20 protein-coding genes and 1 tRNA gene are annotated in these 16,184 nt (G+C 67.8%); 9 read left to right on the top strand and 12 right to left on the bottom strand.

The features are described 5' to 3' along the window. Positions 1 to 60 precede the first annotated feature (60 nt). Positions 61 to 711: an HNH endonuclease family protein gene (locus tag ABZX92_RS10605; protein ID WP_355556317.1), complete on the top strand. Its 651-nt coding sequence runs from the start codon at positions 61 to 63 to the stop codon at positions 709 to 711. Here the strand turns inward: ABZX92_RS10605 and ABZX92_RS10610 are convergent, their stop codons facing one another. Beyond that, entirely contained in the window at positions 712 to 1,437 is a 726-nt protein-coding gene (locus tag ABZX92_RS10610) for a class I SAM-dependent methyltransferase (RefSeq protein ID WP_355556320.1), read from the bottom strand. Between the two features lie 100 nt (positions 1,438 to 1,537). Further along, complete coding sequence (locus ABZX92_RS10615; RefSeq protein WP_355556322.1) at positions 1,538 to 2,218, bottom strand: hypothetical protein; 681 nt, start codon at positions 2,216 to 2,218, stop codon at positions 1,538 to 1,540. 327 nt (positions 2,219 to 2,545) lie between these two features. On the opposite strand from ABZX92_RS10615, the gene ABZX92_RS10620 reads away from it, so the two are divergent. After that, on the top strand, positions 2,546 to 2,761 hold the full coding sequence (locus ABZX92_RS10620) for a hypothetical protein (protein WP_355556325.1): 216 nt from the start codon (positions 2,546 to 2,548) through the stop codon (positions 2,759 to 2,761). Here the strand turns inward: ABZX92_RS10620 and ABZX92_RS10625 are convergent. Further along, positions 2,758 to 3,027: a DUF2277 domain-containing protein gene (locus ABZX92_RS10625; RefSeq protein WP_355556328.1), complete on the bottom strand. Its 270-nt coding sequence runs from the start codon at positions 3,025 to 3,027 to the stop codon at positions 2,758 to 2,760. The genes ABZX92_RS10620 and ABZX92_RS10625 overlap by 4 nt on opposite strands. A 7-nt stretch (positions 3,028 to 3,034) precedes the next feature. Then, positions 3,035 to 3,595: a helix-turn-helix domain-containing protein gene (locus ABZX92_RS10630; RefSeq protein ID WP_355556329.1), complete on the bottom strand. Its 561-nt coding sequence runs from the start codon at positions 3,593 to 3,595 to the stop codon at positions 3,035 to 3,037. Positions 3,596 to 3,645: 50 nt separating this feature from the next. Here ABZX92_RS10630 and ABZX92_RS10635 point away from each other — a divergent pair, with 50 nt between their 5' ends. Then, positions 3,646 to 4,452 carry an NAD(P)/FAD-dependent oxidoreductase gene (locus ABZX92_RS10635; protein ID WP_355556332.1) on the top strand — a complete coding sequence of 269 codons (807 nt, stop codon included), beginning with the start codon at positions 3,646 to 3,648 and terminating at the stop codon, positions 4,450 to 4,452. Here the strand turns inward: ABZX92_RS10635 and ABZX92_RS10640 are convergent. Genes ABZX92_RS10640 through ABZX92_RS10650 form a run of 3 tightly spaced genes read right to left on the bottom strand, consistent with a single transcriptional unit; the run spans position 4,433 to position 7,379 of the window. Then, positions 4,433 to 4,960 (bottom strand): dihydrofolate reductase family protein, encoded by a 528-nt coding sequence (locus ABZX92_RS10640; protein WP_355556335.1) that lies wholly within the window; start codon positions 4,958 to 4,960, stop codon positions 4,433 to 4,435. The two genes, ABZX92_RS10635 and ABZX92_RS10640, sit on opposite strands and share 20 nt — an antisense overlap. Beyond that, a complete protein-coding gene (locus ABZX92_RS10645; protein WP_355556338.1) occupies positions 4,957 to 6,717 on the bottom strand; it encodes a HAMP domain-containing sensor histidine kinase in 1,761 nt (586 codons plus the stop codon). Before ABZX92_RS10645 ends, ABZX92_RS10640 begins: the two co-directional genes overlap by 4 nt. Beyond that, positions 6,714 to 7,379, bottom strand: a complete 666-nt coding sequence (locus ABZX92_RS10650; protein ID WP_355556341.1) for a response regulator transcription factor — start codon at positions 7,377 to 7,379, stop codon at positions 6,714 to 6,716. The genes ABZX92_RS10645 and ABZX92_RS10650 overlap by 4 nt, the downstream gene beginning before the upstream one ends. Positions 7,380 to 7,458: 79 nt before the next feature. Between ABZX92_RS10650 and ABZX92_RS10655 the strand changes: the two genes are divergently transcribed. Next, complete coding sequence (locus ABZX92_RS10655; RefSeq protein WP_355556344.1) at positions 7,459 to 8,244, top strand: DUF3152 domain-containing protein; 786 nt, start codon at positions 7,459 to 7,461, stop codon at positions 8,242 to 8,244. On the opposite strand, the gene ABZX92_RS10660 is transcribed toward ABZX92_RS10655, so the two are convergent. Beyond that, positions 8,192 to 8,830 (bottom strand): class I SAM-dependent methyltransferase, encoded by a 639-nt coding sequence (locus ABZX92_RS10660; RefSeq protein ID WP_355556346.1) that lies wholly within the window; start codon positions 8,828 to 8,830, stop codon positions 8,192 to 8,194. The two genes, ABZX92_RS10655 and ABZX92_RS10660, sit on opposite strands and share 53 nt — an antisense overlap. 85 nt (positions 8,831 to 8,915) lie before the next feature. Between ABZX92_RS10660 and ABZX92_RS10665 the strand changes: the two genes are divergently transcribed. Genes ABZX92_RS10665 through ABZX92_RS10675 form a run of 3 tightly spaced genes read left to right on the top strand, consistent with a single transcriptional unit; the run spans position 8,916 to position 10,953 of the window. Then, the gene (locus ABZX92_RS10665) at positions 8,916 to 9,485 is read left to right on the top strand and encodes a TetR/AcrR family transcriptional regulator (RefSeq protein WP_355556348.1); all 570 of its coding nucleotides are present in this window, start codon (positions 8,916 to 8,918) and stop codon (positions 9,483 to 9,485) included. Between the two features lie 24 nt (positions 9,486 to 9,509). Next, positions 9,510 to 10,415 (top strand): LysR family transcriptional regulator, encoded by a 906-nt coding sequence (locus ABZX92_RS10670; protein WP_355556349.1) that lies wholly within the window; start codon positions 9,510 to 9,512, stop codon positions 10,413 to 10,415. A 4-nt stretch (positions 10,416 to 10,419) separates the two neighbouring features. After that, positions 10,420 to 10,953 (top strand): hypothetical protein, encoded by a 534-nt coding sequence (locus tag ABZX92_RS10675; RefSeq protein WP_355556352.1) that lies wholly within the window; start codon positions 10,420 to 10,422, stop codon positions 10,951 to 10,953. Here the strand turns inward: ABZX92_RS10675 and ABZX92_RS10680 are convergent. Continuing rightward, positions 10,950 to 11,315: a hypothetical protein gene (locus ABZX92_RS10680; protein WP_355556355.1), complete on the bottom strand. Its 366-nt coding sequence runs from the start codon at positions 11,313 to 11,315 to the stop codon at positions 10,950 to 10,952. The two genes, ABZX92_RS10675 and ABZX92_RS10680, sit on opposite strands and share 4 nt — an antisense overlap. Before the next feature lie 95 nt (positions 11,316 to 11,410). Here ABZX92_RS10680 and ABZX92_RS10685 point away from each other — a divergent pair, with 95 nt between their 5' ends. Beyond that, positions 11,411 to 13,009: an HNH endonuclease signature motif containing protein gene (locus tag ABZX92_RS10685; protein ID WP_355556358.1), complete on the top strand. Its 1,599-nt coding sequence runs from the start codon at positions 11,411 to 11,413 to the stop codon at positions 13,007 to 13,009. A 148-nt stretch (positions 13,010 to 13,157) separates the two neighbouring features. Here the strand turns inward: ABZX92_RS10685 and ABZX92_RS10690 are convergent. Both ABZX92_RS10690 and ABZX92_RS10695 read right to left on the bottom strand, forming a co-directional pair. Next, a tRNA-Arg gene (locus tag ABZX92_RS10690) sits at positions 13,158 to 13,230 on the bottom strand. A gap of 127 nt (positions 13,231 to 13,357) precedes the next feature. Next, positions 13,358 to 14,437 carry a LacI family DNA-binding transcriptional regulator gene (locus ABZX92_RS10695; protein WP_355556361.1) on the bottom strand — a complete coding sequence of 360 codons (1,080 nt, stop codon included), beginning with the start codon at positions 14,435 to 14,437 and terminating at the stop codon, positions 13,358 to 13,360. A gap of 73 nt (positions 14,438 to 14,510) precedes the next feature. Here ABZX92_RS10695 and ABZX92_RS10700 point away from each other — a divergent pair, with 73 nt between their 5' ends. Continuing rightward, on the top strand, positions 14,511 to 15,674 hold the full coding sequence (locus ABZX92_RS10700; protein WP_355556364.1) for an MFS transporter: 1,164 nt from the start codon (positions 14,511 to 14,513) through the stop codon (positions 15,672 to 15,674). On the opposite strand, the gene ABZX92_RS10705 is transcribed toward ABZX92_RS10700, so the two are convergent. Further along, a complete protein-coding gene (locus ABZX92_RS10705; RefSeq protein WP_355556367.1) occupies positions 15,652 to 16,167 on the bottom strand; it encodes a hypothetical protein in 516 nt (171 codons plus the stop codon). The genes ABZX92_RS10700 and ABZX92_RS10705 overlap by 23 nt on opposite strands. Positions 16,168 to 16,184 lie beyond the last annotated feature (17 nt).

Consider the following 16,184-nt stretch of genomic DNA (forward strand, 5'->3'; position numbering starts at 1 on the left):
TGACGTGTCGATCGCGGGTCGGTAGATCGATCCGTGATCGGCATGCCCGATCATGGGCGCATGAATCGCGCGGCGGTGACGTCACTGGTGGTCTTCGTGCTGCTCGTGGCACTGGGCTGGTACCTCACGGAAGTCCAGTCCCGCAAGGAGAATTCACCGTCGACCCCGGTGCCCACCGGGTCCGCTCCTGCCGGTTCGTCCGATCTCGGCGCCCTGCGGATCGCGCCGGAGGGCAAGATGGCCGGCTACAGCCGCGACCGCTTCCCGCACTGGGCCTCGCAGGGAAACTCCTGCGACACCAGGGAGCTCGTGCTGCAGCGCCAGGGCACCGACGTGAAGACGGACAAGGACTGCAAGGCGGTGTCCGGGACCTGGAACAGCGCCTACGACGGCGTGGTGATCAAGGACGGCGGCGAGGTCGACATCGACCACACCGTGCCGCTGGCCGAGGCCTGGCGTTCCGGCGCGGACAAGTGGACCGACGACGAGCGCAAGGCGTTCGCCAACGACCTGGGTGGCATCCAGCTGCTCGCGGTGACCGCGAAGTCCAACCGCTCCAAGGGTGACCAGGACCCGGCGAAGTGGAAGCCGCCGGTCGAGTCGTACTGGTGCACCTACGCGCAGCACTGGATCGCGGTGAAGATCACCTACAAGCTCACCGTCGACCAGGCCGAGCACGACGCGCTGGCCGTGATGCTCAAGGCGTGCTGATCAAGGCGTGCTGATCACGGTCACGGTGACCGGCTCGGCGTAGGTGTCGGCACGCAACGCCTCGCGGAGCTTCTCGCGGAACAGCGGACGATCCGGCGGCGACGGCAGGGTCTCCGGTGACATCGCGGAGAACAGGCTGCCTGCCAGCTCGTCGATCGTGTGCACGTGGGTGTGGCCGACCGTCCACTCGTGCGGTGTGAACCCGGCCGCTGCCAGGGCCTTGGCATACCGGTGGCGGGCAACGGCATCCGTTCCGCAGCCGGCCGTCATCGGGCGGCCGAACCAGTCTTCGAGGACCTCGCGGATCGCCGGGTGCTGGAGCCACAGCGGTGTCCCGTTCGCGACGATCGCGAACTTCGCCGTGTCCGCCTCGCGGAACAGCCGTTCGTGGTCCATCCAGTGCAGCGCCTGCCCGACCACGACCGCGTCGAACCGGCCGAGCTCCGGCACGTCCGCGTCCGAGCCGAGGCGCCACTCGACGTTCGGCCGTCTCGGTCCGTGCGCGAGCATGTCCGGCTCCGGATCGACCGCGACCACTCGCCCGACGTGCTCCGACAGCGGCACGGCGAGCTGACCGGTGCCGCAGCCGAGGTCGAGCACCCGGTGTTCGGAGGTCAGCCCGAGCTTCTGGACGAGCGCGTCGATGACCTGCCTCGGGTAGCCAGGACGGAACCTCGCGTAGTGGTCCGCCACCTCACCGCTGAAGCCCAGCCCCGTCGTGCTCATGGCTTCGACTCTGCCCTGGCCGGCACGGTCGCGCCGGGCACTCTGCCGACAGCGGAACGACACGGCCCGACCCCCCGGACGGGCCGCGTCGCCCATCTCGCTAGACCGCGCGCACCGACTCGAACAGCCCGGACAGCTGCCAGTGCGTCACGTACCCCATCGCCTCAGCCGCGATCAGCACGTCGAGCTTCCCCAAGTTCGTCCGCACCGGCATCTGATAAGCCTTGCCGCGTCGCACGTCCAGCAGCATCGGCGTCGCCCCCGGCAACGTGTCGGAGATCGTGTGCTGCAGGATCCGCAGCCCGACGTTCGCCGCCTCGCGGGTCAGCGGCACCTCCTTGGTGTGCACGAGCACCGCGTAGGCCGAGCCGTCCTTCTTGCGCAGCCCCAGGTGCGGGCGGACCTTCAACGTGAGGTCGCCGACGCGGTAGGTGGCCCCTTCCACCTGCACGCCGGTGGCCTTGAACGACGCGAGCCACGGCAGGAACCCGTCCGCGATCTCCTCGAACGCCCGCGGCTGCCCCGTCCGGTTGGCGTTCAGAACCGCCTTCTTCAGCTCCAGTTCAGGTTCGGTGGAGTTGACCGCTCGTCGCATGGCGTCGCGGATCGGGTTGTAGAACCCGCACACCCTGGGGTCGTCGGTCAGGTACATCCCCCGCTGTTCCGACACGATGTTGATGCGTCCACGCTGGCCGCTCATGACGTACTCGGTGAACGACAGTGCGGTGACGCTGACGTTGTTGTCCGGCAACGCTTTCTCCCCTCGTACCGCGATCTTCACCTGACGTTATCCGAGGGGTCTGACAAAAACGGCGCTGCTCCGAACGGTGTAACGACTACGCAGGGTTGAGCGACTCCCCAACTGGCCGCCACTCAATGTGGTGGTCTGGGCCTCATTCGGTAAACGGAAGGTGACGGACCGGCGGCTGATCACGCGGATGACCGTTCGTCTGCCGTTCGCCGACGCTCACGCAACGCTTACCGCACGACAAGCGGAAGTCACCCTCCGTAGAAGATCAACTCAGGAGAATGGGTCCAGCAGGAGGAATTCCGGAGAGGGAGTGAGATGGCGGTCAAGGCGGAGCGTTCACCCGATAGTGCGGGTGACGTGGAGGTTCCGCAGCCGCGGCAGCCCACGAGGTGGCTCGTCCACCCGGACCAGTGGCCGCACGCCGCGCAGGTGACGGTCATCCTGGTGCTCATCGCCCTGCTGCTGTGGGCCATCGCCCTCACGCTCGGCCCCGACCAGGCGTTCATCGTCGGTTCGGCGGGCGTCGCGGCCAAGCTCATCTGCATGTACCTCGACACCCGCGTCCGCAGCTAACGTCCGTAGCGCTCCGCCGAACGCGCTTTCGCCTTGGCCGCCTCGATCTCGCGGTCCTTGGGCGGCGCCGTCGTCACCAGCGCGTCGAGCAGTTCCTGCGTGGCCGCTGCCACCGCCGCGACAGCGTGGTCGAACGCGGCCTGGTTCGCCACCGACGGCTTCGCCGCCCCGCTCACCTTCCGCACGTACTGCAGCGCCGCGGCCTGCACCTCGCTGGAGGTCGCCGGCGGTTCGAAGTTGTGGAGCACCCGGATGTTTCGGCACATGACTACACTATGACTGCTTCGGCGGCGCCGCGCGGGTGTGGATGCGTTCTCCCTGCTTGCCGAACAGGCTGATGATCTCGGCCGGGTTGCCGTCCGCGCTGCCCAGCGCGTGCGGCTGGCGGCAGTCGAACTCCGCCACCTCGCCCGCGCGCAGCACGACCTCCTTGTCGCCGAGCCGCAGCTTGATCCGCCCGCTGAGCACGTAGAACCACTCGTAGCCCTCGTGCACGCGCGGTTCGTGCAGCCCGGTGTCCTTGATGATCATCTTCCACGCCTGCAACGGCCCGATCGACCTGGTCAGCGGGATGCCGACGCGGCCGTGCCCGACCTCGCGCGGCTTCATCACCACGCGCGGGTCTCCGACCTCGGGTGCGCCGACCAGATCGTCCAGCGTCACCTGGTAGGTCCGCGACAACGGCAGCAGCAGCTCCAGCGTCGGCTTGCGCTGGTCGGTCTCCAGCCGGGACAACGTCGACTTCGAGATGCCTGTCATCTCGGACAACGCCGCCAGCGTCAGGTCGTGCTCGGCTCGCAGCGCGGCAAGCCGCTGCCCCACGGAAGTTGCCATAACAGCAACTTACTTTGCCAAAACTGGACTGTCGACCGCAGGGTTGAGCCATGAGATACGAAGTGGTGATCATCGGAGGAGGAGCGGCCGGGTTGAGTGCCGCCCTGATGCTGACCAGGGCGCGCCGCAGCGTGCTCGTGGTCGACGGTGCCGAGCCGCGCAACAAGCCGGCCGCGCACATGCACAACTACCTCTCTCGCGACGGCCAATCACCGTTGGATCTGCTCAAGCACGGTCGCGCCGAGGTCGAGGGCTACGGCGGAGAGATCGTCAACGACACGGTCCACGGCGTCACGAAGATCGACGACGGGTTCGTGGTCGAGCTTTCCGGCCGCACGGTGCACGCTCAGCGGCTGCTGTTCGCGACCGGCCTGGTCGACGAGGTGCCGGAGATCCTGCGCTCGCGGTGGGGCAGGGACGTCTTCAGCTGCCCGTACTGCCACGGCTACGAGGTCCGCGACCAGAAGCTCGTCGTGTTCGGCGAGGAGATGAAGGTCGCGCTGGTCCGGCAGTGGTCCGGCGACGTCACGCACGTCCCGTCGGTCGACGGCATCGAGGTGGAGGACGACCGGCTGGTCGCGGTGATCTCCGGTGCTGACCGCGTTCCGGCCGACGCGCTCGTGTACTCGGCGCAGGTCAAGCCGCGCGACGAGTTCCTGCTGGCGTTGGGTGCCGAAACAGCGGAAACACCCATGGGCGCGTTCGTGCGCACCGACGACAAGGGGCGCACCAGCGTGCCGGGCGTCTACGCGGCGGGCAACGTCACGGACCCGGCGGCCATCGTGATCGTCGCCGCCGCGCAGGGTGCCCAAGCCGCCGGAATGATCAACATGGACCTCATCCTCGCCGGTACCTGAGCATCACGACGTGGCCGTCGAACACCTTCGACTCGGCCAGCTTCAGGTCGAACCGCTTGGGGTGCTGGAAGACGGGCTTGCCGCCGCCGAGCACGACCGGGTGGACGAAGATCAGGTACTCGTCGATCATGTCCAGCTCGGTCAGGCTCGCGGCCAGCGTCGATCCGCCGAACAGGACCATCCGCGCGTCCGGCAGGTCCGCCGGGTCGGTGTAGACCTGCGTGTTCCAGCCGGGGTCGGTGAGGGTCCGCGACACGACGGCCTTGCGCGCCTCGCGCCAGAGCGGTGCGTACCGCAGCGTGTGCTCGGACTGGTCGAGCTGCTCGGCCTGCGGCCACCAGTACGCCATCATGTCCCAGACCTTGCGCCCGTACAGCAGCAAGTCGGCTTGGCCGGAGAGCTCCAGCGAGTGGTCGGACATCTCCTCGCCCATTCTCGGCCAGTCGAACTCGCCGTTCGGGCCCTCGATGAAGCCGTCGGCGGACTGGTGGACGAAGTGCGTGATCATGACTGCCTCCCGTGGTCGTGCTCAGGTAGACCGTCGTGCTGCGGAGAACTCATCGGCAGGGTGATCCGGAACGTCGAGCCTTCGTTCAGCCGGCTCGTCACCGACACCGTGCCGCCGTGAGCCTCCACCAGGTGCCGCGTGATCGCGAGCCCGAGCCCGCTGCCACCGGTGCGGCGGCTGCGCGACTTGTCTGCGCGCCAGAACCTGTCGAACACGTGCGGGACGTCGTCCGGTGCGATGCCGGAGCCGGTGTCGCGCACCTCCAGGACCGCGTTGTCCTTGTCCCGGAACAGTTTCACCACGACCTCGCCACCGGGAGGCGTGTACCGCACGGCGTTCGCGACGAGGTTGCCGAGCGCTTGCCGCAGCCGCACCGGGTCGGCGGTGAGGTGGAGGGGCGTGGTTTCGGCGCGCAGCAGGATCTCGCGGTTCTGCTGCGCGTTGACGACCTGGTCGACGACGTCTTCGAGCGCGATCGGTTCGGGGTGCAGTCTCAGCGTCCCGGCGTCGGCCTGGGCGAGGTCGTGCAGGTCGTCCACCAGCCGTTGCAGCAGCAGGGATTCCTCCAGCAGCATGTCGATCAGGTGCGGATCGGGTTCGGCCAGCCCGTCCTGCGTCGCCTCCAGCCAGCCGGTGATGTTGCCCAGCGGTGTGCGCAGCTCGTGCGCCACGTCGCTCACCATCGCCTGCCGCTGGCGTTCAGTCTCGGCGAGCTTCTCGGACATCGCGTTGAACGACTTGGCGAGCTCGCCGATCTCGCCCGCGCCGCCGTCCACCCGTGCCGTCCGGTCGCCCTCCGCGGTGCGCTTGGTGGCTGCCGTGAGCGCGCGGATCGGCCGCACCAGCTGCGTCGCGGTGATCCACGACGCGAACCCGGCCAGCGCGAGAATTCCCAGCGCCACCAACGTGATCCGCGTGACGCCCGTCGTCGACAGGTCGATCGTCTGCGGCTCCTGCCCGGTCGGCGAGGTGAGGTAGAGCTGCGCCTGCTCGGCGACGTAGGGCTGCAGCTGCGTTCGGCGCGCGCTGTCCATGCACGCCGCGATCTCGGGTGGGGCGTAGCGAGCGGTGGTGATCTCCCAGTCGAACTGGACGCGGCCGGGCGCCTTGCCGAGGATCTGCTCGTTTCCGGGGATCTTGGCGGTGCACTGCGTGAACAGTCGTTGCAGCTCCTCGTAGGCGACTGTCTCGGTCCTCGTCAGCGTGTAGAGCTGATTGCCGACCTCGCAGCTGTCCCACACCGAGAGGTTGCCCGGCTCATCGGTGGACAGTCGCGGCCGGCCGTTCGGGGCGTCCACGATCTGGATGGAACGGTTGCAGTGCTTGAGATCCGCGGCGAACGCGTGCAGCTTGTCGGACTCGTCCTGGGTGAGCTTGAACGGCCCGACCGCCCTCGGATCGATCTTGCCGTTGACGTTGAGCGGGTCGACGATCGCCTTGGGCGTGATGGGCAACGGCGGTGAGTTCGCGTCGCCGGTGTCCACGAGCTTCTTGCCGTTGTGGTCGGTCAACGCGATGCGCCGGTTGTACTTGCGCGCGATCTTGTCCATTTCGGACTTCCCCTGCGACCAGTTCTGGTGTGTGGCCGCGTACCCCACCACGTCGTCGAAGATCTGCGTCTCCGTGGCGAGCGCTTCTCCTTGCTCCTGCCGGATCGTGCCGGTCGTGGCCTGGCTCGCGAGCCAGGCCGTCACGGCGATCGAGCAGGCCGCGATCACCACGGAGAACAGGAAGAACCGGACCAGCAGGCTTTTCATACGAGCTTGTACCCGATGCCGTAGACGGTGAGGAGTCGTTCGGGTCTGCGCGGATCCTTCTCGATCTTGCGGCGCAGTTTCATCATGTGCACGTCGACCGTGCGCGCGGTGATGAACCCGTCCTCCAGCAGCTGTTCGCGCGTGAACACCCGTTGCGGCTGCGCGGCCATCCTCGCCAGCAACCGGAACTCGGCGGGCGTGAGGCTGACGGTCTCGTCGCTGATGTGGACCTCGTGCCGGATGGGGTCGACGACCAGGTCACCGACCTTGAGCACGGTCGCGTTGGCCTCGCGCGCCCGCCCGGTGCGCCGCAGGATCGTCCGCACCCGCGCCACCATCTGCCGCGGCCGGAACGGTTTGGTGATGTAGTCGTCCGCGCCGAGGTCGAAGCCGAGCAGCACGTCGTCCTCTGTGGACCGTGCGGTGAGCAGCACGATCGGCACGTCCGACTCGGTCCTGATCGCCCGCATCACGTCGATGCCGTCCACCAGCGGCATCATCACGTCGAGCACGAGCAGGTCGGGGTTCCTCCGGCGCGTCTCGTCGATCGCCGCACGCCCGTCGTGCACGACCACCACGGAATGCCCGTCGTGCTCGAGGTACCGGCGCACGAGCTCCGCCTGGTGAACGTTGTCCTCGGCCACGAGGATGTGGGCACACACCACTGCAGTATGCAGTCCTTCACGACAGTCAAGCGGGACGTAAACAGGTTCTTCATCAGTTACGGCGAGCGTTGCCGGCATGAAGGTGCACCTGGTTCTGGGGGCGGTGGCACTGACCGCCCTGATGCTCACGACATCGCAACTAGCAGGTGAAACGTCCCCGGCGGCGGCGCCGACCGTGCCGACCTCCGCGGTTTCGTCCTCGTCGGTCGTGCCACCTCCACCTCCTCCTGCACGTGTGTACACGTCCAGCTCGGACCTGCCCGACGGCCCGGATTTCCCGGCCGCCGGTGCCGGCACGTTCCACGTGGTCCCGGGTTCGGGCCCGGTGGTCGGCACCGGCGGCCCGTTGCGCGCCTATGCCGTCGAGATCGAGGACGGCATCACCGTCGATGAACAGGCGTTCGCGTCCTTCGTGGACGCCACTCTCGCCGACCCGCGCGGCTGGACGGCCCGCGGCAGCTTGTCGGTCCAGCGGGTGTCGGGTCCTGCGTCGATGCGCGTGCGGCTGACCTCACAACAGACCGCGCGTTCCGTCTGCGGCTACGAGATCCCGGTCGACGTCTCGTGCCGCGACGGCAACTTCGTGTTCCTGAGCGCGGCCCGCTGGTTCCGCGGCGCCGTCGCCTACCTGCCCGACCTGACCTCGTACCGCCAGTACATGGTCAACCACGAGACCGGCCACGCCTTCGGTCAGGGCCACCGCCCATGCAGCGCGGCAGGCGGCCCGGCTCCGGTGATGATGCAGCAGACGTTCAGCGTCTCGAACGACGAGATCGTCCGCATCACTCAAGGTGCACCTCAGGGCGTGGTCATCCCGCAGGACGGGAAGGTGTGCACGCCGAATCCCTGGCCGTATCCGTGACCTTCGTGGCCATCACCACGGTCGTCGTTTCCCCTTCTGCCTTGAAGACGGGCTCCACCTGCGCGAACACCTTCCGGAGCTCGTGGACGACATCGGCTCCGCTGAACCCGGCGACCTTCCGGTAGGCCGCCCTCAGGAACCTCGTGGTCCGGGTCTTCTTGGCCAGCCGCACGTCGAACACGAACAACCGCCCGCCCGGCTTGAGCGCGTCGGCAGCGTTGGCGATCGCTCCCGGCACGTCCGGCATCGCGCTGAACGCTCCTAGCGCTGTGGCCGCGTCGAACTGGTCGGCCCCGTGATCGGTGGCGCACGCATCCGCTTGGCGCACCTCGACGTTCGGCCACCGCCTGCCCCGCTTCCTGGCGATGGCAACCATCCGCGGGCTGAAGTCCATCGCGACCACACGTCCTTGTGGCCCAACGGCTTCCGCGAGCGCAGGGATCAACGCCCCGGTCCCGCACCCGATGTCGAGCACCGCGTCTCCTGGCTTCAGCTCAAGCTTCTTGATCGCGAGTGCGTTGAGCGTCCCCGAGAACAGGTCGAGCACGCGGTAGTAGGTGAGCGCGGCAATGTCCCACAGCTGCATGACGTCCCCCTCTGTTTTGCAATGCGATCGCATCGTAAAACACTCGCCGGATATGATGCAATGCGATCGCATTGGAGATGCGCACATGCCGAAGCAGGTAGACCACGACGAACGCCGCCGCGAGATCGGCGAGGCTGTGTGCCGCGTGCTGGCCACCCGCGGCCTGGACGCGGTGTCGCTGCGCCACGTGGCCGCCGAGGCAGGCGTGTCGATGGGCCGCGTGCAGCACTACTTCGCGACCAAGGACGAGATGCTCCTGTTCGCGTTCAACCAGATCAGCGCCCGCGTAGGTGCTCGCATGGGCGCGGTGCACTCGCCCGATCCGCACACGTACCTGCGCGCGTTGTTGCTGGAGCTCCTGCCGCTGAGCACGGCGGCCCGCTCGGAGGCTCCGGTGCTGGCCGCGTTCCTGGCCCAAGCTGTCGTCGAACCCCGCCTCGCGGCACCGTTGCGCGAGGGCGCTCCGCAGATGGTGGCCTTCGTGGCGAGCCTGATCTCGCAGGTGCGTCCAGGCGGCGATGCGGAACGGGACGCGATGGCGCTGCTGGCGTTCGTGGACGGCCTGATGATGCAGATGCTGATCGGCCAGGTGGACGCACTTGTGGCGGTCGAGCTTGTAGATCACCAACTCGACCGCGTGCTCACTTCTGGTTGATGCCCGGCTCCATAACCTGGCGGCATGGACGTGGACACGAGACTGCTGCGGTACTTCGCCGCCATCGCCGAGGAGGGCAACCTCACGCGCGCGGCGCATCGGCTCTTCGTGTCCCAACCGTCGCTCACAAAGCAGCTCAAACACCTGGAGTCACAGCTGGGCGTGCGGCTCTTCACCAGGTCCAGCACCGGCATGACGCTGACCGACGCCGGCCACGCCCTCGCTCGGCGGGTGCCGTCAGTGCTCGCGGACTGGGACGTCGCGGTGCGCGATACGAGGAGCGCTGCCCGTGTGTTGCGCGTCGGATTCCTGGCCAGTGCGGCAAGCGAGGCCACTGACGACATCCTCGCTGCGTTCCGCGAACGGCGACCTGGCTGGCGGGTCGACCTGCGGCAGTCGCCGTGGTCCGATCCGACCGCGGGCCTCGCCCACGCCGAGGTGCCGGTCGCGTTGCTGCGTCTGCCGTTCCCGGCCGAGGACAAGTTCGCCATCCGTACGCTGTTCAGCGAACCTCGTTGCGTGGCTTTGTCTTCGTCGCACCGACTGGCCGGGCGACGGGAGATCGCCTTCCCGGAGCTGTGGGACGACCCTGTCGTCGTCGCGCCCGCCTTGAAGGGAACCTGGCGCGACCACTGGCTCGCAACGTCCGAAAGGGACGGTCGCAACGCGCGGATCGGTGCTGTCGCCGAACAACCCGAGGACTTCCTCAACGCCATCGCCCGCGGCCACGGCATCGCGCTGGTACCGGCGTCGACGTCGCTGCTCTACGAAAGACCTGGTGTGGTCTACATCCCGGTGACCGGTGTGAGCCCGAGCGAGGTGGGTGTCGCGTGGTTGCCGGAAGCCGGCGAGGCGGTGGCCGACTTCGTCCAGTGCTGCCTCGACGTCACGCAGACGCGGCGCACCGGCTGCGGCACTCGCTGGGACTGACTCCTTGCACGCGCTCGAACGCGTCCGCGTACCCGACCTGCCGCGCCACCGAGCCCACCGCCACGTCCGACTCGGCCAGCAGGCCGCCGCCACGGCCATCCGCCACTCCGTCAGGTACGTCAACGGCGGCGCCCCGACGAGCTTCGCGAACCTGCTCGCGAGCGTCGTCCGAGCGCCCCCGGCCTCCTTCGCCAGCAACGCCAACGTCCAGGACATCGCCGAAGTGGCCGCCCTGATCCTGACCTCGACCGGCGAGCACGACGACCTAACCGGCCCCTCGGGCGTCACGTTCGCCGAAGCCCTCGGAAAGATCTCCGCGGCAACCGGTCACCCCATCGAACTGATCGAGCCCGCCCCGGCCGACTACCGCGAAAGCCTGCTCTCCCACGGAGTTCCCGAAGAAGTGGTAGCCGACCTGAACGGCATGCACGAATCCATGTGCAACGGCCTGCTGGCCACCCCGACCGACGACATCGCCCGTCTCCTCGGCCGCCCCGCCACCAGCTTCGACGCCTCCGTGGCCAGGACCTGGCACTAACGCCGCGGCAACAACAGGTGCACGGCAAACCCAGCCGCCGTGGCCAGCACGGCCTGGTAGACGACCGACAACTGGTAGCTCGCCGCCACGAGGAACGCCGCGTCCAGCCCGGTCGTCCACCAGCCCGCCAACTCCCCGAGCCCCACCACATGCCACCCGAAGAACCCGGCACACCACCCGGCCACCACCCACGCAGCCCGCCCACCACGCCGCACCAACAACCCCAACGACACCGCGGCGACGGCGTTGAAGGCCAGCGCGACACCGGTCAACGTCGCGTCAGCACTCCACACCAAGCTCGCCAGCGTCTGCACCACGAGCACACCGGCCACCAGCCCGATGCCCAACCGCGTCTTGTCCACGCGGCAGGGTAACCAGCGGCGCACCTCAGCTCGTGCGTGGCCATTAGGCCGTTTGGTAGATGCCTGGTTCGTTTGTGCTTGAAACTGTTCCATAGGTGGGAGTCCAGGACATCACCGCTGAGGCGGTGCGCACGGCAATCGCAGAGTACGACCAGGCGGGGCTGGGGGATTTCTGCGACAGGTACGGCTTCGACAGGCTCCGCAACTACCTGATCGCGATCGGCAAGAGCAGGTACGGAACACGAGTGATCGTTGCCGCGGCTCACGGCCACCTGCCGGGCGAGTCGCCGCTGCGACCCGACGACGTCGCCGACGAGGAGCTCGTCAACGAGACGTTGAAAGCGCTGGGTTTCGAGGTCAAGGAGCTGCGGCCGCCGACGTGGTCGCGCGAGGAGCTGATCCTGGCCTGCGCGCAGCTGTTCTCGAACAACCGCGTCGCGCAGCGTGCCACCGACCCCGCTGTCAAGGACTTCGCGGCGCTGCTGCAGCGGATGCCGTTCCACGCCCCGGAGAAACGTGGGCACAACTTCCGCTCGGTCAACAGCGTGCAGCTCAAGCTCTACAACCTCGCGACCGCTTTGCCCGACTACGAGAAGAAGGAAACTCGCGGTGGAAGCGAGGACCTCGTCGTACTGGGGGAGTTTCTCGCCGACGAGGCCAGCATGCAACGTCAAGCCGCGAGGATCCGAGCTGAGCACGCGTCGTTCACGGCTTGGGCGATGTACTCAGCCGAGGGGGACAGGAAGTACGGCGGCAACACCGGCTATCCGGACGTGCTGGGTTCCACGTACGTCTACGACAACAACGTCGGCAACTCGCAACAGGTCCGCGAAGGCCACGTGATCGTCATCCGGGACGGCGAGGACGTCCAGGGCATCGGGCGAATCAGCCGCATCGCGCACAAGGACGGCGTCGAGAAGTGGCAGAGGGTGTGCCCCGAGTGCAAGGGCGGCCGTTTCGACCAGCGCAAAGTCCAGGAGCCGCGCTATCGATGCCGCCGTGAGACGTGCAACCACGAGTTCGATGAGCCCGAGAACAAGCTGACGACCGTCCGGCAGTTCGCCGCCTATTACGGTGCCACTTGGCGCGCACTCGATGGCGCGATCACCGCCGACGACCTGAAAGAGGCATGCACCGACAGGGCGGTGCAGAACGCGATTCGGCCGCTCGACGTCGACAAGCTGGAGGCGTTGCTGGCGCGGGTGGACGTGCAGTTGCCCTCTCCAGAAGCGGAAGCAAGCACCGCCGTGAAGGTAAAAGCGGCACGCAGCACCGTCACCGCTGGTAGCCCGAGCGGCGACGCGAAGACCCCCAAGGGCGGTCGCACCGAACGGACCACGAACGTCCGCATCGGACAACCCGAGTTCCGCAAAGCGTTGATCCGCACCTACGGCCACGTGTGCGCCGTCACCGGCCGTTGCCCAGCGGAAGTGCTGGAAGCGGCACACCTGCGGAGCTTCGCCGAGTACGAGACACACTTCTTGGACGAGGGCGTCCTACTACGTGCAGACGTCCACAAGCTCTTCGACAAGAAACTGCTGGCCGTCGACCCAACCACCTGGCGAGTAGTCCTGGCCCCATCGCTGAGCAGCTACCCCGCCTACGAGGACCTCGACGGCGTGAAGTTCGCCGAGGGCCCTTCCCTCGCAGCGATCACCGACCACTTCATCGCCGTAACCGCCACCTGGATCTAACCGAGCCAGTTTCGCGGCGCAGCCACCATGCTTGGGGGTCGGGGGCTTGCCCCCCGGCGGAGGCCTGGGGGCTCGGCCCCCAGAGAGAAATCGAGGGGCGAGGCACGGTCTGCGCTGTCCACAGACACACCTCACCCCTCGCCACGAGCGCCCCCGGCAGGATTCGAACCTGCGACCTCGGGATTAGAAGTCCCTCGCTCTCTCCACTGAGCTACGGAGGCTTGAGGAGTCCGCGCGGCCACGAACCGTGGTCGCCGGTGCCCCCACCGGACACATCGTCCGGAGTCGATCGACCGTTTCCGCCCTACGACCGAACGGGTGACGAAAACGGGCTAAACGTGAGGTGTATCACGTCCGTGGGGCGGTCGAGGCTCTCTGCACGAGCGAAACGTCGAGTCTCGTGGGCCGCGGCGGTCTGCCCCCGGCCAGTAACTTCAGTGCCAGCTCGCCCGCGCGCCGGCCCTTCTCGGCCAGGGGTTGACGCACAGTAGTCAGCGGCGGGTCGCTGTAGGCCGCTTCGGGGACGTCGTCGAAGCCGACGACGGAGACGTCCGACGGCACGCTCAGGCCCAGGTCGCGGGCGGCTTGCAGGCAACCGAAGGCGAGTTGGTCCGACGCGCACAGCAGAGCACTCGGGCGCGGCGTGCGGGTGAGCAACCACCGCGCGCCGAGACGTCCGAGTTCGCGATCACTGCCGCGCGCCTCCCACACCGGAACATTGTCCGGTTCCACCCCGGCTTTTGCCAAAGTGTCGAGGTAGCCGCCCAGGCGGTCGCGGCTCACGCGGAACGGCACGGCTGAACGGCGGTCAGCGGAAACTGGGCCGGATACGCCGTCCGGGCGTAGTGCGAACGTCAGGATGCCGAAACGCGAATGTCCCTGGTCCAGCAGGAACGAGGCGGCGAGCGAGGCGCCCAGGAAGTCCTGCACCTCGACGCGTGCGGAGCCCGGCAGCACTGGCTGGTCGATCACCACGAGCGGCAGCCCGCGGGCGGCCACGGCGTCCAGCGCGGGGGCTGAGTCCGGCAGTGAGTAGGCCACCATCACGTCCGCCTGCGCGCGCGTAACGATCGAGGGGCGCGGTCCGCCCGTGGCGTCGCCTGGGAGCAGCACCAGAACGTGGTCGTGGCCGTCGACGGTGGACGCCAGGCCGTCGAGCACGATCGACAGCGCCGGATCCGAGAACGCGCCGGACAACCCCTGCGGCAGCATGAAACCCACGGCCGCCGACGAGCGTGTGGCCAGAGAGCGTGCAACGGGATCGGGGCCTGCGTAGCCCAGAGAGCGCGCCGTCTCGAGGATGCGTTCGCGCAACGACGACGACAGCTGGTCCGGCCGGTTGTAGGCGTTCGACACCGTTGCCCGGGAAACTCCTACCGCGGCGGCGACGGTGTCCAGCGTCGGCCTGCGTCGGCGGTCGGAGTCCACGGAAAGCATCGTATGCGACAGATCGCACCCGAATCACTGGCGTGTCTGAAGCGCTTCAGTCATGCTGGAGCGCATGTCCCCACGCCTGGCCACCTTCATCGTCTTCCTGTTGAACGGCGGCGTCTTCGGCACCTGGGCCTCCCGCGTGCCGGCGCTTGCCGAGCAGATCGGCGCCGAACCGGGCAGTCTCGGCCTGGCGTTGCTCGGGGCGAGCACCGGACTGGCGTTCACGGCACCACTTGCCGCACGGATCTGTGCGGTTCACGGGTCGCGCATGGTGCTGATAGCCAGCAGCCTCCTCAGTCCGCTCCTCCTGCCCGTGCTCGCGCTCTCGCAGTCACCGGTGCAGTTCGGACTGACGCTCATCGCACTCGGCGCGAGCGTCGCGGCGATGGACGTGTCGATGAACATCGCCGCGGTCGTTGTCGTCCGCGACCTGCAACGGCCGTTGATGCCGCAGTTCCACGCGGGCTTCAGTGTCGGTGGGCTGATCGGGTCGCTGGGCAGCGCCGCCGCAGCTCAAGCCCACTGGTCACCGATGAAGCACTTCGTCCTGGCAGCGCTGATCGGCCTGCTAACGATCGCTCTCATCGCGAAGACCGTCCCCGGAGGAGTAGGGGAGCGCCATAGGGAGGAGGAGACCGAACGCGTCAACGTGCTCAAGAGCCCGGTCCTCTGGCTGTTGGCGAGCGTCGCGCTGTGCAGTGCCATCGCGGAAGGGGCGGCGGCGGACTGGTCGGCGTTGTTCATGGTGCGTGAGCGGGGCATGGGGGACGCGGCGGGTGCATACGCCTATGCGGGCTTCTCCGTCACGATGGCGCTCGCACGGTGGTTCGGCGAACCGATCCAACGCACGCTCGGCCCGCACCGCCTGCTCGCAGCGGGTGGAGGTCTTGCGGCAACGGGCCTGGCCCTGACCGTCCTGGTACCTGTGCCGGCCGCCGGCTACCTCGGGTTCGGCCTGGCCGGACTGGGGCTCGCGTTCTCGTTCCCCGTGGTCATGGACCTGGCGAGCGAGACCGGCAAACGCGCGGACGGCAGCGGCGGCGAACGTGAGCTGGGGCTGGTGACGACGATCGCTTACACGGGCTTCCTCGCGGGCCCACCGATCGTGGGCGGGCTGGCGCACGTCAGCTCTCTCGTGGTGTCCCTCGGGTTCGTGGCGCTCGTCACCGCACTGATCATCCCCGCGACGTGGTTCGCCAAGAAAGCAGCTAAGCAGCCGGCATCCGTTTGAGCGCTTCCTGCGCGATCGGCTCCAGCAGGTCACGCGCCTTCGGCTCCGTGCCGCCGTTCATTCCGATCGCGACCAACAACGACTCGTTGCGCGTCACGGCGATGGTCGCCGTGCACACCATGTCCTTCTCCTGCTGGCCGCAACTGAGCCACGTGGCGTGCTTGCCGGTCTGGACCTCGTGGCCGTTCTTCTGGTTCTCCTTCGACTGGTCGAACGACCGATAAGGGACCGCCACCAGCACGTATGCGTTCTCTTTCACCGTGTAGAGGCATGAGTTCTGCATCTCGGTGCGAGGCGCGGCCGGGAACTTGAGCGTCCCGACGGGCTTGAGGTCCTTCTCCGAGACCAGCTTGCACGGATCGACGCCCTCGGTCTTGCGCGGCGTGGCGATGGCGAGTGGCGGCAGCGGAGCCGCGATGGGTTCGCCCTGGACGTGGTACGCGCAGCCGGACACGCTCAAGAGAGCGAACAGGAGGAGGAGAGAACGTCTCACACGGCGCAACACTAGAG

Source organism: Lentzea sp. NPDC006480, from assembly GCF_040611995.1.
GTDB lineage: Bacteria > Actinomycetota > Actinomycetes > Mycobacteriales > Pseudonocardiaceae > Lentzea.

Excerpts from the sequence above, each read along its gene's own strand:
- ABZX92_RS10665 (WP_355556348.1), top strand. The coding sequence starts at position 8,916 with ATGCCGAAGCAGGTAGACCACGACGAACGCCGCCGCGAGATCGGCGAG.
- ABZX92_RS10630 (WP_355556329.1), bottom strand. The coding sequence starts at position 3,595 with ATGGCAACTTCCGTGGGGCAGCGGCTTGCCGCGCTGCGAGCCGAGCAC.
- ABZX92_RS10655 (WP_355556344.1), top strand. The coding sequence starts at position 7,459 with ATGAAGGTGCACCTGGTTCTGGGGGCGGTGGCACTGACCGCCCTGATG.
- ABZX92_RS10670 (WP_355556349.1), top strand. The coding sequence starts at position 9,510 with ATGGACGTGGACACGAGACTGCTGCGGTACTTCGCCGCCATCGCCGAG.
- ABZX92_RS10625 (WP_355556328.1), bottom strand. The coding sequence starts at position 3,027 with ATGTGCCGAAACATCCGGGTGCTCCACAACTTCGAACCGCCGGCGACC.
- ABZX92_RS10640 (WP_355556335.1), bottom strand. The coding sequence starts at position 4,960 with ATGATCACGCACTTCGTCCACCAGTCCGCCGACGGCTTCATCGAGGGC.
- ABZX92_RS10605 (WP_355556317.1), top strand. The coding sequence starts at position 61 with ATGAATCGCGCGGCGGTGACGTCACTGGTGGTCTTCGTGCTGCTCGTG.
- ABZX92_RS10610 (WP_355556320.1), bottom strand. The coding sequence starts at position 1,437 with ATGAGCACGACGGGGCTGGGCTTCAGCGGTGAGGTGGCGGACCACTAC.
- ABZX92_RS10645 (WP_355556338.1), bottom strand. The coding sequence starts at position 6,717 with ATGAAAAGCCTGCTGGTCCGGTTCTTCCTGTTCTCCGTGGTGATCGCG.
- ABZX92_RS10700 (WP_355556364.1), top strand. The coding sequence starts at position 14,511 with ATGTCCCCACGCCTGGCCACCTTCATCGTCTTCCTGTTGAACGGCGGC.
- ABZX92_RS10660 (WP_355556346.1), bottom strand. The coding sequence starts at position 8,830 with ATGCAGCTGTGGGACATTGCCGCGCTCACCTACTACCGCGTGCTCGAC.
- ABZX92_RS10635 (WP_355556332.1), top strand. The coding sequence starts at position 3,646 with ATGAGATACGAAGTGGTGATCATCGGAGGAGGAGCGGCCGGGTTGAGT.